The sequence below is a fragment of the Limnospira sp. PMC 289.06 genome (assembly GCF_032350395.1).
In the GTDB taxonomy this organism is placed as follows: Bacteria; Cyanobacteriota; Cyanobacteriia; order Cyanobacteriales; family Microcoleaceae; genus Limnospira; species Limnospira platensis.
On record NZ_JARPLC010000075.1, the window covers coordinates 9,530 to 25,547 of the forward strand.

General features: G+C 45.8%; 12 protein-coding genes. 3 read left to right on the plus strand and 9 right to left on the minus strand.

From position 1 onward, the window contains the following. Positions 1-210 precede the first annotated feature (210 nt). The gene (locus P5674_RS15465; protein WP_006618173.1) at positions 211-2,838 is read right to left on the minus strand and encodes a DNA gyrase/topoisomerase IV subunit A; all 2,628 of its coding nucleotides are present in this window, start codon (positions 2,836-2,838) and stop codon (positions 211-213) included. A 286-nt stretch (positions 2,839-3,124) separates the two neighbouring features. Here P5674_RS15465 and P5674_RS15470 point away from each other — a divergent pair, with 286 nt between their 5' ends. Further along, positions 3,125-3,523 carry a response regulator gene (locus P5674_RS15470; protein WP_006618172.1) on the plus strand — a complete coding sequence of 133 codons (399 nt, stop codon included), beginning with the start codon at positions 3,125-3,127 and terminating at the stop codon, positions 3,521-3,523. A gap of 11 nt (positions 3,524-3,534) precedes the next feature. Here P5674_RS15470 and P5674_RS15475 read toward each other — a convergent pair whose 3' ends face one another. From P5674_RS15475 to P5674_RS15505, 7 genes are all read right to left on the minus strand, one after another. Beyond that, the gene (locus P5674_RS15475) at positions 3,535-4,386 is read right to left on the minus strand and encodes a tetratricopeptide repeat protein (protein ID WP_434057613.1); all 852 of its coding nucleotides are present in this window, start codon (positions 4,384-4,386) and stop codon (positions 3,535-3,537) included. A gap of 88 nt (positions 4,387-4,474) precedes the next feature. Further along, positions 4,475-5,887, minus strand: coding sequence for a sensor histidine kinase (locus tag P5674_RS15480; RefSeq protein ID WP_006618170.1), 1,413 nt, complete (start codon positions 5,885-5,887; stop codon positions 4,475-4,477). Positions 5,888-5,963: 76 nt separating this feature from the next. Beyond that, positions 5,964-6,491, minus strand: coding sequence for a pentapeptide repeat-containing protein (locus tag P5674_RS15485; protein ID WP_006618169.1), 528 nt, complete (start codon positions 6,489-6,491; stop codon positions 5,964-5,966). A 128-nt stretch (positions 6,492-6,619) separates the two neighbouring features. Then, on the minus strand, positions 6,620-7,042 hold the full coding sequence (locus tag P5674_RS15490) for a hypothetical protein (RefSeq protein WP_006618168.1): 423 nt from the start codon (positions 7,040-7,042) through the stop codon (positions 6,620-6,622). A 121-nt stretch (positions 7,043-7,163) separates the two neighbouring features. Further along, entirely contained in the window at positions 7,164-8,864 is a 1,701-nt protein-coding gene (locus P5674_RS15495) for a CTP synthase (RefSeq protein ID WP_006618167.1), read from the minus strand. Between the two features lie 169 nt (positions 8,865-9,033). Next, positions 9,034-10,233, minus strand: coding sequence for an NAD(P)/FAD-dependent oxidoreductase (locus P5674_RS15500; RefSeq protein WP_006618166.1), 1,200 nt, complete (start codon positions 10,231-10,233; stop codon positions 9,034-9,036). A 316-nt stretch (positions 10,234-10,549) separates the two neighbouring features. Continuing rightward, the gene (locus tag P5674_RS15505) at positions 10,550-11,113 is read right to left on the minus strand and encodes a hypothetical protein (RefSeq protein ID WP_014276734.1); all 564 of its coding nucleotides are present in this window, start codon (positions 11,111-11,113) and stop codon (positions 10,550-10,552) included. Positions 11,114-11,259: 146 nt separating this feature from the next. On the opposite strand from P5674_RS15505, the gene P5674_RS15510 reads away from it, so the two are divergent. Continuing rightward, positions 11,260-11,865, plus strand: coding sequence for a cytochrome b/b6 domain-containing protein (locus P5674_RS15510; protein ID WP_006618164.1), 606 nt, complete (start codon positions 11,260-11,262; stop codon positions 11,863-11,865). Between the two features lie 133 nt (positions 11,866-11,998). Here P5674_RS15510 and secA read toward each other — a convergent pair whose 3' ends face one another. After that, positions 11,999-14,788 carry a preprotein translocase subunit SecA gene (gene secA / locus P5674_RS15515; protein WP_315670083.1) on the minus strand — a complete coding sequence of 930 codons (2,790 nt, stop codon included), beginning with the start codon at positions 14,786-14,788 and terminating at the stop codon, positions 11,999-12,001. A gap of 144 nt (positions 14,789-14,932) precedes the next feature. Between secA and P5674_RS15520 the strand changes: the two genes are divergently transcribed. Beyond that, positions 14,933-15,823 carry an alpha/beta fold hydrolase gene (locus P5674_RS15520; protein ID WP_014276736.1) on the plus strand — a complete coding sequence of 297 codons (891 nt, stop codon included), beginning with the start codon at positions 14,933-14,935 and terminating at the stop codon, positions 15,821-15,823. Positions 15,824-16,018 lie beyond the last annotated feature (195 nt).

Here is a 16,018-nt window from a genome sequence, read left to right on the forward strand (position 1 = left end):
AAACCCAACAGTAAACCTTGTAGGTTGGGTGAAACCCAACAGTAAACCTTGTAGGGTTAGAGATGGTAGGGTTGGGTTTCGTTCCTCCACCCAACCTACTAACTTGTAGGTTGGGTGAAACCCAACAGTAAACCTTGTAGGGTTAGAGATGGTAAAGTTGGGTTTCGTTCCTCCACCCAACCTACTAAACTAAACGATCGCTCCCAGTGATTAACCCTCGATTGTTGTACCATAAATGGGGCTAACTACCGACAAAATCCGTTCCCCAGACCTCAATTCCACCATGCGATCGCCATGACCATCCTTACCCCAAACCGGAACCACATCAGGAACTAAAGTTACCATACGATTTTCACTGGTTAAACAATAGATAGCCTCACCGGGAGTAGTCGCCACCAACCCCCGACAAGCATCATTGCGGGAGTGAAACTGTAACATCTGAGTACCAATTCCCCCTCGACGAGAACGTTGGAGACTTTGTAGAGAAATCCGTTTAAAATACCCTTGTTCTGAAACCAACAGAATAAACTTGTTGTTCAACTCACCAGTTGATGACAGAGTAATACAGCCCACCAACTGTTCATTTTTTCGGAGTCGGGTAGCCACAGAACCCTGAGCCGTGCGTCCCATGACGGGGATCTGGTCAGCATTAATATCCAAACGCAACAGCCGCCCCCCAGAGGTCGCCAAAACCACTTGATCGCCTGTAGCAGCCAGATTAGCATAACTTAACTCATCATTATCCTTGAGTTTCATTACGGTAATTCCCCTAGCGCTCAAATCCATGAAATCAGTCCCGGATAAGCGCTTAATCTTTCCCTCTGCGGATAGCATGATTAAATCAGTCTGATCGGAAAAAGCGCGCTCACGCTGGTCAGCATCAGTTTTTGGTCGCACCGGAGAGCTTTGTAAACCCGCCCCCAAAAACGCAGCCACAATCAAATCTTGAGGGCGGGTACTGGCATCTTTGGTGGCGGAGGGAGATAATAAGGTAATTAAGGGGACACCACGGGACTTGAGAGAAACACTGGGGATATCAGCCACATTCAAGGGGTAAGCCTTACCCATGCGGTTAATAATAACCAGAGTTTCCGCAGTGGTAGTTAGATAAGAGGTGACGGGAAAATCATCGATCGCCTCAATCGTAATATCCTCACGGGACTGGGGACGAGACAAGTTGTGGGGAGTCACTCGTCGCACATATCCTCTCAGGGTCATTTCGACCAAAGTCTCTTCTACCGCCGGTAATTGGGGGCGTAAAATCTTGGATTCAGTAGCTTTTGAGGGGGGATGCACCCCCTTAGAAGACCGGGCGGACACAGACTGAGATTCCTGGGACTCTGAAGAAACAATGCGAGTCCGACGTGGATCTGAGTATCGACGTTTAAGCGATCGCAATTCCTTTTTGAGGGATTTTAATAACTCCGATCGCTCTGATAATAAACGGCGCAGGCGCTGAATTTGCGCCGCCAACTCCGTGGCTTCCTCCTGCAACTTTTTCCCCTCCAACCCCGTCAATCGTCTCAGCGGCATAGCTAGAATTGCGTCAGCTTGCTCGGTACTGAAATCTAAACGAGTTTCTAGGGACATTTTAGCAGAACTACCATCGGGAGCATTTCGCAAAATATCGATCACCTCATCCAAAGCTGATAAAGCCTTGAGTAAGCCTCCCACCAAATGCTCCCGACGTTCGGCTATTTCTAACTCCGATCTATAGCGACGCAGGAGAGTTTGTTCACGAAACCCTAAAAATTCCTCCAGGATTTGTTTCAGGCTCAGTTGTCGAGGTTGACTGTTGACCAAAGCCAGGAAAATCGCCCCAAATTTCGACATCAAATCCGTGTGCTGATAGAGATTATGCAGCACCACTTCTGGGGTGGCTTCCCGTTTCAGTTCGATCACAACTCTAATTCCTTCGCGATCGCTTTCGTCTCGGATATCAGAAATCCCCTCCAATTTACCCGCATTCACCAAAGCAGCCACCTTTTCAATCCATCCCGCCTTATTTACCTGAAAAGGTAATTCCGTGACCACAATGGCATTTTTAGTGCGTTTACGACCCGATGTAGGTACCTGCTCAATTTTCGCCACCCCCCGCATCACAATACTACCTCGCCCGGAGGTGTAGGCTTCTTTAATGCCTTCTGTGGCGATAATTTCCCCCCCAGTGGGAAAGTCCGGTCCCGGAATCAGTTGCATTAACTTCTGATCGCAAAGGTCGGGATTATCAATTAAGGCGATTAAGCCATCGACCACCTCCCCTAAATTGTGGGGAGGAATATTAGTCGCCATACCTACTGCTATCCCAGAGCTACCATTGAGGATTAAAAACGGTAGCTGCGCCGGGAGAACTGTGGGTTCTTGTTGGGAATTGTCAAAGTTACTGGTAAAGTCAACCGTGGCTTCTCCTACCTGGGTCAGCAGTCCCTCATTACCGATAGTAGCTAACCGGGTTTCTGTATACCTCATGGCGGCGGGAGGGTCGTTATCTACCGAACCAAAGTTACCGTGACCCGCCAATAACGGATAACGACTAGAAAACTCTTGCACTAACCGCACTAGAGCATCATATACCGACTGGTCGCCGTGGGGGTGGTATTTTCCTAATACGTCCCCAACTACCCGCGCACACTTACGATAAGGGCGATCGGGTGTTAGCCCTAGTTCGTGCATCGCATATAATATGCGACGGTGTACTGGTTTTAAGCCGTCTCGGACATCTGGTAGCGCTCGCCCCACAATTACACTCATGGCGTATTCGAGGTACGATTGCTGCATTTCATTGGTTAATGATGTGGGTATCACTTCCCCGCAAAGAAAATTTAACTGTTTAGCCATGAGTTGGATCGATTTTAGGGTTTAGCAATTTTAATATTTGGGACACTCTAGGGATTTCAACACCTGAGTTAAAGACGATTTCGGAGCCTACTATTTTAGGTTAACTGCAATGTTGCCCGGTTTGGAGCAAAATTTGGCGATGCAATTGGGCATTTAATCAAGTTCAAGTTCCTGTTTTGCGGTCATAATGAGATCAGACGGGGATTTTTTGGGTTCGCCCAATACTATCAACCTCGTGTTATGATTGCACATCGTAACTGGAGAGTATGTCCAGCGGAGACTCTGAATGAAGACCGTTCTGATTGTAGAAGACGATCCGGTTAATGCCCGCGTTTTTGCCAAAATTTTGAGCAAACGAGGGGGATTAGCGGTTAAGCACACTGAAAACGTAGACGAAGTAATGCAGATAGCTCGCACTAAAGAGGCTGACCTGATTTTGATGGATGTGTCATTGGCTCGCAGTGTGTATCTGGGTAAAGCAGTCGATGGGATTAAAATTACCCAGTTGCTCAAGGCTGATCCAGATACAGCTAAGTTACCAATTATTCTAGTGACCGCCCACGCTATGGCGGGCGATCGCGAAGATTTTTTGGCCGAAAGTGGGGCTGACGACTATATTTCCAAACCTGTCATTGATCATCAAGAATTTGTCAATAAAATTAAGTCGCTCCTCCCCAAGGATTAGCTATGCTATCCTTAGAGTCGGCTGATGGTTTGTCGCATCCGAGGTGTGGAAAGAAAAGTCCGAGCATCCTCCATAAGGCGATCGCCCCAGAGGTTTTCTCGGAGAAATTCAAGCTCTGCATAACGACTATCTAGTTGCAGGGCTTGTTCTCCCAAGGTTAGAGCCCTCTCGGTGTCACCTTGTTGATAAAGGGCGACAGCAATGGCTAACAGCGGCTCGGCGGCGGTTTCATCAATGGCAAAAGCCTCTTCCCAACGCTGCACTGCTGAATCGGTTTTACCGAGTTCGTATTCCACTAAACCAATATTATTAATTGCTGGCCAGAGGAGTCTCTCCTGTTTATAGGCTTCTTCGTATTGGGCGATCGCTTGCTCAAATTGTCCCAGTTGAAAATAGGCATTACCTAAATCAAACAAGGCTCCGGGAACATTAGGATTGATTCTTAAACCCTGTTGGATTTGCTCGACAGACCTCTGATACTCTCCTTTGCGAAAATAAGCCTCCCCTAAAACAAACCTAATTGCTGGGTTGTCAGGGGCTAAGGCTTGGGCTCTGTTTAGGGCTTCAATTCCGGCTTCTGTGCGATCGACCTGGATATACAGACTACCTAATAAAGCCCAGGTTTGGTAGTTGTTGGGTGCTAATTGGGTGGCTAATTCAGCACGGGGTAGGGCGAGTTGGTATTGCTGAAATCGCGTGAGTTGGGCGGCTTCTTCAATTAAACCCTCTCCGGTTTGTTGTAAATGTTCTGAGTCTACTTGCAGGGTGTAAGGTAATAGGGCTTGGGCGAATGCAGGTTGACGCACACCCGTCAGACTCACCAACATGGGGAGGGTCAGTAGTAATCCACCTAATGGCCTGATTAGGCGTTTAGGGCGACTTGTGAAATGGCTAAAAATTGATGTCCAGAGCATGATGATTACAGGTGATCAAAGGGGATTTAATTTAGATTTAGGTTAGGGGAAGCCAAATTTCAAATTCTGTGCCTACACCCAGTTGCGATCGCAGATTCAGCTTGCCTCCGTGTTTGGCGGTGACAATTTGATAGCTTAACCCTAAACTGGTTTCTTTGTCAGCGCGACGATGGGCTGAGAAGGACTCCAGAATTTTCTTCGACTGCGACAATGACATCCCCGGACCATTATCACTTATTTTAATTAAAACCCAGGACTCCTGATTGAACTGACCCCTAGGGGGATTTTCTGGGTCGTCCTTCATGGCACTAACTTTGATAGTAATTTCAATGCGGGGGCGATCGCTTCTTTGAATCCGAAGGGCTGGCCCGAACTCGTCTACCCAGTCCTGTCTCACCGCCCGATCAATCAGAGCATTAACAGCATTGGTCAGAATATTCATAAACACCTGATTTAACTGTCCAATATAGCAGGAAACGGGCGGAACTTGCCCATAGTGGCGAATAATTTCGATTTCTCCTTTGATTTTGCTTTGGATTAACAAGACAATACTATCCAAAGACCCTTGCAAATCTGCTGGCTTGGGGTGGACATTATCAATATGACAGAAGTTCTGTAAGCTGGTTGCTAATCGATTTAGGCGATCGGCTCCCCCATTAATACTAGCAACTACTCGCGGTAAATCCGATCGCACAAAGTCTAATTCTATCTCCTCCTGTTTAGCTTCAATCTCTGGCGGCACTTGGGGAAAATGCTGTTCATAGGCAGATAATAACTCCATTAACCCTTGGGCGTATTCATTTAAATGGGTAAGATTACCCCAAATAAATCCCACCGGATCTAAGATTTCGTGGGCGACACCATCTACTAAGCGCCCTAGGTTACTCATTTTTTCACTCTGAATCATTTGGATCTGGCTGCGTTCATAACGCACTTGGGTTTCAATACCTCTAATTTGCCAATGGGCAATATTGAGATCATCAATATTTAAAATAGAGTAGGGAATGGCTGGATTTCCTGGATGAGCTACCACAATGGGTTCGGCAATTAGTTCTGGCGATCGCCTTCTAGCATAGCGCGCCGCCTCTAAAATGGTCATGGTTTCCGGTAAGACTAGCATCGGGAAACCCCCATAACTATAACAAACTCCCAAGGATTGACTTGCCAACATTTCTCCCCCTTGAGGTCGGATGAAAAACTCTAATAATTGTCGTCGGGAAAGCAGACCCACTAATTGAGGTTCCTCTGATTCTATGTCTTCCCAAATCAATACCCCAGGTAGTAAAGCGTGACGCTGAAATTGTCGGACTACTTCTGACACCGAGCTATCTGATTTTACACCAAAATGATAAGTTGGTAAATCCGTCAAGGTGCCTTCCCAGTCTAGGTCTGGGCTATTTCCCTCTAATAGTTTGGGGAAGGATAAGTAAGTTTTAAATTGCTCTGACACTGGATGCTATAGAGTTCGGAATTTTGATGCCGATTCGATTATAAATTATTCCGAGCCTTGAGTCGCTTAAATTTGACTATCCTTGTGTAAATCCATTAGGACCAATAGTGCGATCGCATTGTTCAGGAGATAGATTAACTCCCTTAGCCCGAAACAGGTTACAACCAATAAATATAGTATTTTCTATCTGCGCCCCTTCCAGATTAGCACCCTGTAGATCAACATTGACTAGGTAAGCATTTCGTAAATCCGCATTATACAGGTCTGCCGCTTGTAAATTCACATCAGACAATTGAGCCCTCTGTAAGTTACTATAGCGTAGATTAGCGCGATAAAAATTACTATGGGATAGGCAAGCATCAGATAAATTCACCTGGTTCAGTTTCACATCCCCAAATTCACTCTCCAGAATCTCCGTATTGCTCAAATTAGCATGACTTAAATTCCCATAAGGCATATATACTTTAATTAATCGACTGGCTACCAGATTAATATTCCGCAAATCCACTTCAAATAAGTTGGCTTTGACTATTTCAATTTTGAAAAAATCTCGTTGACCATTAACATAATTTATCCATAAGTCCTGCTCAGTTAAATTCTGCATTTTGGAATCATTTAAGATATCATTTGTTTTCCGGAATCTCTACCCACAAAGTCGATGGCAGTTTCACACTGTAGGACACCTAGACACCACAACTGATAAGTTTTAATCTTTTTTTTATAGTTAGCGATTTATGGGACTGAATAGCCAGTAGTTTTATAGATATAATCTTGAATTCTTTGATAAGTACCGGGGTTGCTGTGGCGATTAATCACTACCTGTTCATGGGTATTCGCCAACCAAAATACAATCCGCTGAGTACCATCACAGCTAAATACTTGGATACGACTTAAATCAATTATATATTCATTGCGGTCATAATTAAACTTAATCCAAAACCCGGTGGCTGGACTTTCTGCTGTTTGTTTTTTGATGTAATCGAGAATAATTTGATAGGTTTCTGGGTGAGTTTTTGGATGAATGACAATAGGATAGTTACCATCTTTTAACCAGAAGGTTAGGCGATTATTTAAGCCAAAACAAAATGCACCGATGCTATGGAGATCGATAATATAGGTTTCTCTTTCATAGATCAGTTTAATCCAGTGCGCCACAAGATTACCTCAAACCTGTGATTCTTGCCATAATTAGTATTCGGAAAAATGCAGGCAGCATGATAGATTACCAAAAATCCGCCCTAACCAACTGATAAATTCAATTGGCGGGCGTTAATTTCTAGGACTTATCAGCGGAATTATTGACTACCGCTGGGGGTTTACTCTCTGACCCCAAGGTGGTTTTCTTGTCTTTCTCTAAGAGATGACAAGCGGCTTTAATTAACCCTTTAAACAGGGGGTGGGGAGTATTAGGTCGAGACTGGAACTCAGGATGAAATTGGGTAGCAATGAAAAATGGATGCTGGGGAAATTCAATAATTTCTACCAAGCGACCATCTGGAGATGTACCACTAATCATATAACCGGTTTCCAAAAATAGACTCCGATAGGCATTATTAAACTCATAGCGATGGCGGTGGCGTTCATAAACCACTTCCTGATCGTACAGTTTAGAGGCGAGGGTATCAGGCTGTAACCTACAAGGATATAACCCTAAACGCATAGTTCCACCGAGATCGACAACATCCTGCTGTTCTGGTAATAAGTTAATTACCGGGTTAGGGGTGTTTGGATCAAATTCGGCACTATCTGCATTCGGTAATCCGGCACAATAACGCGCCCATTCGATAATAGAACATTGCATCCCTAAGCATAGACCTAAAAACGGGATTTGATGTTCTCTGGCATAACGAATCGCTGCAATTTTACCATCAATTCCCCTGACCCCAAAGCCCCCAGGGACAATAATACCGTGAACTTCTTTCAGGGCTAATTCTACATCATCAGTTTGTAGGTCTTCTGAATTGACCCATCTGAGATTGACTTCAGTTCCCACATCAATTGCTGCATGGCGCGCCGCTTCTACTACCGACAGGTAAGCATCGCTTAACTGGATGTATTTACCGACGATCGCAATTTCTACCGTAGTCGGTTCCATGCCCGGAAATCCACCTCTTTGGGTATGATAGAGGCGATCGACAAGAGTTTGCCAAGAACTCAGATCTGGCTGTCGCTGTTCCAATTTCAGAAGTTCCAAGGTTTGCTGGGCGAGTCCTTCTTTTTCCAAAATTAGGGGTACTTCGTAAATGCTATCAGCATCTTGGGCTGTAATCACACTCTCTACCTCTACATCACAAAACTCCGAGACCTTCTCCTTTATCCCCATAGGTAAAGGGCGATCGCACCTACAAACCAGAATATCTGGTTGAATACCAATTGATCGCAATTCCTTCACAGAATGTTGAGTCGGTTTAGTTTTCATCTCCCCCGCCGCACTAATAAAAGGCATTAAGGTAACATGGAGATACACCACATTTTTGCGGCCCACATCCTTCCGAAATTGTCGGATCGCCTCTAAAAACGGTAAAGACTCGATATCCCCCACGGTTCCACCAACTTCTGTAATGACCACATCTGAGTGTGTATTTTTGGCTACCCTATGGATACGTTCCTTACACTCATTGGTAATATGGGGGATCACCTGGACTGTTCCCCCATGATAGTCCCCCCGTCTCTCTTTATTGATTACAGCTTGATAAATCGCCCCCGCTGTCACACTATTTAGGCGGGACATAGAAGTGTCAGTAAATCTTTCATAATGTCCCAAGTCTAAATCAGTTTCTGCCCCATCTTGGGTAACAAACACCTCCCCATGCTGAAACGGACTCATGGTTCCCGGATCAACGTTAATATAGGGATCTAACTTGAGGATGGATACAGAATAGTTACGCGATTTTAGCAAACGCCCTAAACTCGCGGCCACAATTCCCTTACCGATACTGGAGACGACCCCACCTGTAATAAAAACAAACTTAGCCATAAAAATGATCCAACGCTAACCCATTGGGACTACACTTATTCTGCCATAAAACTGAACCTTTGCCAGTTAAATCTTGAGACTGAATACTTAATTTGTGTTAATGTTTGTTAATGTGTTTCCCCCTGGGCTAGACATAACTGAACTCCCTGCTAGATTAGGGTATGAGTGATTAACCGCCGTTAATATCACTATATTTAACATTCGAGCGACTGGGAGATAATTGCTCAAATATAGGATCGGCTTTTCCAGCTAAATACTCCCCATAGCGTTGGGCTAACGGTGGCACAAATACTAAGGGATTACTAAAGCCTGAAAATACATGGATTCCTGACCAATTTGGTATCGCACCTATCATGGGTAAACCATCCCCGGTAAATGCTACTAAACAGTGATACCAAGTGGCTGGCAAATCTGCTAAACTTGGTAAAATTTTGGCGATCGCCTCTCGGATAGTCGCCTCACTTTCCCCCTGATTAATCACCGCCTTCGGATTACTCAAAGTTCGCGAAGGTTGCCCGATTCTCAAACGACCATCTAACAATTGTACAGCACTAGGGTCTATAATAAATGGTGCTAATTCCTGATGGGGTTCATCCCACAACTCTTCTAGTTCCGGCTGAGTAGCGATCGCCTCCAGCCCAAATCGTGGCATAGTCGCCGACATCACCACAGTTCTGAGTTTTGGGGGCAATTTTGGGGTTTCTAAAACTTCCGTATGTGTAAAATGTATTTTAACTTTAATTCCCGCTGCTTTTAACAGTTCCCGACTCATCCCTCCCGCACAAACAACCACATTAGCAGCCGATAAATTTTCCCCATCTGCAATCACACCAGTTATCCGATTTCCCACTCTGATTAAATCAGAAACTATGCCAATTTTGACAGTCCCCCCTAACCGTTGTAAACCATTTACATATCCTTGGTTTAAAGCCTCTGGTAAAATGTGACCATGGCGCACCGTAAACGCACCAGCTATTTCCTCCGGGTTGAGCAGCGGTTCTAATTCGCAAGCCGTTGGAGTATCCACCCACCTAGGAGGAGTCACAAAGGGGGGATAATTAGCTGCTATGGTTTCCGGGTCAGTATCTCTGGGGACTGTTAACACTAGATCCACTTCCCGCAACTGCGTATCAACCCCTAACTCCTCTGATAAAACCTGATGGCGTTCTCGTCCCTGTTGACACAATTGATAGGTTAGATCATTATAACCCGCCCAATAAGCGAGTCCTCCATAACTGTAGCGCGTAGCATTTTCTGGAGTCGGAAACTGATCTATTAACATCACCGAAAATCCGGTTTTGGCTAATTCATAACTCAGGGAAGCACCAGCAATTCCCGCACCAATTACAATCCAATCAAAAGTTTTCATGGTCTACTTCTTAGATATATTACCTAACATTTTCCCATAAATAAGGTTAACGCCATGGTTACTATAGGCGATCGCCTGGGATATTGCTAGAGCAGCTTCTCTGGAAGTGGGCTGTACCCCATGAGTAGGGAAAACCCTATATTGCTGTGGCGGTTTTGATTGATGACGAAAATGCGATCGCCAATAATTTATGCCTCTTATATTCCCTCTAACTCCATCTCCCTAAACTAATCTCCTCCCGATATGGAGACCAGAACCCGCCCCAATGAGCATGGGGAAATTGCGGCTAAAATTCCATCGATATTCTGGGGGAAAATTAAGGCGGCGATACCGGTTCATATAAGATAGTTTTTCCTCGTCTTTGACCAGAATCTTGCCATCCCCGTTTATGTAGTTCTCCTAGGCGGTTTAAAGTGGTAATATAAGGCGCAGAAACTCCCAAAATCTCGGCTAATTCCTTGCCAGTTTTTAAGCGAGAATCAACTTCTTTTGCTGATGGTTTTGGTGGTGATGGTAGGGAAGGTTTTGATAACTTATTGGATAACTTACTAGCCGGGGACGCTGACGGCGGGGGTGCAGAGGGGCGATCGCTCGGTTTTGAGTCTATATAATTCTGCAATATATCCTGAATTTGGGGTTCCAGATTTTGTTGCAAATAATCTTCAATAATTTGTGTGATATTGAGATCCATTCTTCCCTCTAAACCCGGGGAAAAGGCGATCGCCACCTGATGATCCAGAGGTGCCAGATAAATTTTGATGAACCCAACTAACACCTGTTCAGGGGACATTTGATAGGTCGCACAACGTTGCTGGAAATCCTGCCACAGCTTAGGATTAACCTTCAAATTAATCGAAACTTCATGGTCTGAGAAAACCACAGAATCTACCCTATTGTAATAGCCTTTCTCATTATAGATTACTGCTTTTCCTGCCCAAATCACACAGATAGCAAAGGATAATTATACCCATTGCCCAACTCATCTTAAAACCTTACTATACTATTGATAAAGAAACTCAAAAAGTTATGAGCGATTCCAAACCCTACCAACCCTTCCTATTTCGCCTGTTACACGGCTTAAATAGCCTTTTAGTATGTGGATGTATTATCACTGGCTATCTCGTTTACCAAAGCTACGATCGCCGTTTCGGGACTCTCTGGTTAATCCCCGAAGATAGCAACCTAATCGACATTCATGGAACCTGGGGATTTTTCCTATTCTTTATGGCCTTAGCCTTCACCTACTACAGCCTACGCCAGGGGAAAAAACGCCTCATCCAACCTGACACCCTAGCCCAACTCAAACGCACCCCACAGCCTATCTGGTGGTACACCCTCCATCGTATCACCAACACCATAGCCCTATTAGCCCTAGCCCTAGCCGTCATTTCTGGCAAATTCCAGGACGAAAACTGGCTGAGGGTAGGAGAAACACATCATTTGTGGTATAATATCCACCTGGTAGCTTGGGGAATTATGATTGTGGCGATCGCCCTTCATGTTCTCATGGCGGCGCGGGTTGGGGGTGTTCCCCTGCTCTTGTCTATGGCTAATTCTCAAATACGACCCAGCGACCATCCTCGTCTCTGGTGGGATAACTTGCGAAACTGGCTAAAACGTCCTCGGTTTTAATCCTTAAAAACGGAAAAGGCACTTGGGAGTCTGGCCGAGTTTCGACCCCAAGTACCTCTTCCTTCAAACCTTACTCCTCACACTTGACAACCAATATATACTATTTTCCGAGATTGTCAAGGGCATTCCCCAATTACGCCACCGCTGGCTGAGGCTGAAACTGGAACATCGAGTAAATCACATTCCGGCGAATATCCGTCATCATATCCAGGAAAAGTTCGTAACCCTCCCGCTTGTACTCCACCAGCGGGTCTTTTTGACCATAGCCCCGCAGACCCACAGACTCCCGCAAAGCATCCATTTGTTGCAAATGCTCCCGCCACAGACTATCAATTTGTTGGAGAATAAAAAACCTTTCCGCATCCCGCATCAGTCCAGGGCGAATCTGATTTACCTGAGCCTCCTTAATATCATAAGCATTACGCAGTTGTTCATATAAGAAAGTCTTAATCTCCTCAACCGTCATATCAAACAACTGTTCAGCAGCCAGATCCTTCAGTAAATAAACAAACTCCTTCACCTTAGCCACCAAAGTCTCAAGATCCCACTCTTCCGAAGGCAGATCCGGGTTAATATAAGCCTCGACGATATCATCCATCGTCTTTTCCCCATACTTAATCACCTGTTCCTTGAGATCCTGACCCTCCAATACCCGGCGGCGTTCCGCATAAATAGCCCGACGCTGATTATTCATCACCTCGTCGTACTCGAATACCTGCTTACGGATATCATAATAATAAGTCTCTACCTTTTTCTGGGCATTTTCCAGCGATCGCGTCAACAACTTCGACTCAATAGGTAAATCCTCCTCCACCTGAAAAGCCGTCATCATCGCCGCCACCCGTTCACCACCAAAAATCCGCAGCAAATTATCTTCCAGACTCAAAAAGAAGCGAGTCGAACCCGGGTCTCCCTGACGACCAGCCCTTCCCCGCAACTGGTTATCCACCCGACGGGACTCATGGCGTTCTGTACCGATAACGTGCAATCCTCCCAGGGACACCACCTCATTATGTTCCTCATGAGTAAACACCTCATACTCAGCCACAATAGCCTGATAAACCTCCCGTATCCGCTGAACCACCACATCAGTAGTGGGAGCTTTTTCCGAGGCTACAGCTAGGATATCCTCAGCCTGGAGTTCAGGAACACTACGTTCCCCATAAACCGACACCGCAAAATCTACCGCCGATCGCAGTTTCTCCTGAGTATCTACCGACAACTCCGTCGGAAAAATCCCCGCCGCCACCTTCCACACCTTCGGCTTATCAGCAGCAGCAAAACCCTGGGGCTTATTACGACGGGGACCCCCTCCGATTTGAGGGATAGCCAATTCTCGCTCATCTTGCGGTTTCACAATTCGGGGCATAAAATACTCCCGTAACTTCAACCGCGCCATATAATCAGCATTACCCCCCAGGATAATATCAGTTCCTCGCCCCGCCATATTAGTAGCAATAGTCACAGCCCCTTTGCGACCAGCTTGCGCCACAATTTCCGATTCCCTTTCCACATTCTCCGGCTTCGCATTCAAAAGGTTATGGGGAACCTCCTGCTGTGATAACAAACCAGAAAGCAACTCCGATTTTTCTACGCTCGTAGTTCCCACCAATACAGGTCTACCCATATTGTGCATTTGGGCGCATTCAGTAGCGATCGCCAGCCATTTACCCTGCTCAGTTTTATAAACCATATCCGACAAATCCGCACGAGCCGTCGGTCGGTTAGTCGGAACCACCGTCACCTGCAAACTATAAATCTTCTCAATTTCCGCCTCCTCAGTTTTCGCCGTCCCCGTCATCCCCGACAACTTAGGATATAGCAAAAAGAAATTTTGATAAGTAATCGTCGCCAGAGTTTGAGTTTCCGGCTGAATTTCCACAGCTTCCTTAGCCTCAATCGCCTGGTGTAAGCCATCACTCCAACGGCGACCCTGCATTACCCGTCCCGTGAACTCGTCTACAATAACGACTTCATCATCCCGAACAATATAATTAACATCCTTGATAAACAATTCTTTTGCTTTCAACGCATTAAACACAAAATGCGCCCAAGGGTCATTAGGATCATACAAATCCTTAACCCCCAAAAACTCTTCCGCCGCCGCAAAACCCTCATCCGTCAGCAGAACATTACGCGCCTTCTCGTCCACCTCATAATGATCTTTATCCTTCTGTAGCGCCTTCGCCACCTCCGCCGCCCTCATATACTTCTCACTGGGACGTTCTACCTGACCAGAGATAATCAACGGAGTCCGCGCCTCATCAATTAGCACCGAGTCCACTTCGTCAATAATGCAATAGTTGAAAGGACGCTGCACCACCTCTTCCATAGAGGTCGCCATATTATCGCGCAAATAGTCAAACCCCACCTCACTGTTAGTGGCGTAGGTGATATCACAGCTATAGTTCTTTTTCCGTTCCTCTGGACCCATCCCCTGCTGGATTAATCCCACACTCAACCCCAGAAAACGGTGTACCTGTCCCATCCACTCAGCATCACGACGGGCTAGATAATCATTAACCGTGATAATATGCACCCCGTGACCTGATAAACCATTCAGATAAGCCGGGAGGGTCGAAACCAGGGTTTTTCCTTCCCCCGTTTTCATCTCCGCAATTTCACCCTTATGTAAAATCATACCCCCCAGCACCTGAACATCAAAGTGCCGCATCCCTAACACCCGTCGGGAAGCCTCCCTGACTACAGCAAAGGCTAACGGTAAAATTTCATCCAGGATTTGTTCCCTTTCCCCCCGGTTTTGGGCTTTCGCCAACATCTCCTTAAACTCCCCAGTCTTCGCCTTTAGACCTTCATCGGAGAGCGATCGCACATCTTCCTCTAGGATATTAACATCCGTCACTACAGGCTGATATTTTTTGATTTTGCGGGCATTAGGATCGCCCAGCAGAGCTTTAAGCATAGCAATAACAGGATAATCTCAACACTACTTTCCTATCTAGTATAGGGTTTATTCTTTACCATGAAACTCCCATACCCAGATATTTTGTCGGGCGATCGTATCCCCGTTGGTTTAGATTAGAATTACTGATTGCCATCGCTTTTTATGTTTCCTGAGTATTTACCCCCACTGGCTGAACCACTCACCGAATTAACTTCTATCTCCCTCGCTCAAGCAATTATTGCTCAACCCGTAACCCTCCCTGCTGTCCCTCAACCCATCCTCACTACCTATGTCCGCCAAGGAAACCGACAGCCTCTGCCTCCCATTCTACTCCTACACGGTTTCGATAGTTCCGTCCTAGAGTTTCGCCGACTCTTACCACTATTAGCTAATTCCACCGAAACCTGGGCCGTCGATCTATTCGGCTTTGGCTTTACACAGCGATCGCCTTATTTAACCGTTAATCCTACTCATATCTTAGCCCATCTCTACGCCTTCTGGCAATCTACCATCAATCAACCAGTTATCTTAGTTGGCGCTTCTATGGGAGGCGCTACCGCCATCGACTTTACCCTCAATCATCCCCAAGCCGTACAATCTCTAGTCCTTATTGATAGTGCCGGAATCAATAAAGGTCCTATCGCTGGCAAGTTTTTATTTCCACCCTTCGACTATCTCGCCACCGAATTTCTGCGACAACCTAAAGTTCGCCAAAGTATCAGCGAAAACGCCTATTTTGACAAAAGCCTCGCCTCCCGTGATGCTCAGTTATGCGCGGCGTGGCATCTACAATCACCATTATGGAATCGCGGTTTAATTGAGTTTACCAAAAGTGGCGGTTATGGTGCTTTTGGCGATCGCTTAAATACTATTCAACAACCCACCTTAATTTTATGGGGCAAAAATGACAAAATCTTGGGAACCAAAGATGCCCATAAATTCCGAACCGCTATCCCTAACAGTCAACTTATCTGGATTGACAAATGCGGTCATGTTCCCCACCTCGAACAACCACAAATTACCGCCAATCAAATACTCGAATTTGTCAATTAGCCACCCTCTCCCCCGCCCCCGCCTCATTCCCCCCAACCCTTGACAACTACCCTCCCCATCAGTTACCATATTATTTTGGGGGTTACATCGCTATACACTTGATTTTTTATTCAACACTTGCGGCCGCGCCTCATTTCCCCCAACCCTTGACAATTCCCCTCCCCATCAGTTACCCTATTCTTATAGGCTTTACAG

Excerpts from the sequence above, each read along its gene's own strand:
- P5674_RS15470 (WP_006618172.1), top strand. The coding sequence starts at position 3,125 with ATGAAGACCGTTCTGATTGTAGAAGACGATCCGGTTAATGCCCGCGTT.
- P5674_RS15500 (WP_006618166.1), bottom strand. The coding sequence starts at position 10,233 with ATGAAAACTTTTGATTGGATTGTAATTGGTGCGGGAATTGCTGGTGCT.
- P5674_RS15465 (WP_006618173.1), bottom strand. The coding sequence starts at position 2,838 with ATGGCTAAACAGTTAAATTTTCTTTGCGGGGAAGTGATACCCACATCA.
- secA (WP_315670083.1), bottom strand. The coding sequence starts at position 14,788 with ATGCTTAAAGCTCTGCTGGGCGATCCTAATGCCCGCAAAATCAAAAAA.
- P5674_RS15495 (WP_006618167.1), bottom strand. The coding sequence starts at position 8,864 with ATGGCTAAGTTTGTTTTTATTACAGGTGGGGTCGTCTCCAGTATCGGT.
- P5674_RS15485 (WP_006618169.1), bottom strand. The coding sequence starts at position 6,491 with ATGCAGAATTTAACTGAGCAGGACTTATGGATAAATTATGTTAATGGT.
- P5674_RS15520 (WP_014276736.1), top strand. The coding sequence starts at position 14,933 with ATGTTTCCTGAGTATTTACCCCCACTGGCTGAACCACTCACCGAATTA.
- P5674_RS15510 (WP_006618164.1), top strand. The coding sequence starts at position 11,260 with ATGAGCGATTCCAAACCCTACCAACCCTTCCTATTTCGCCTGTTACAC.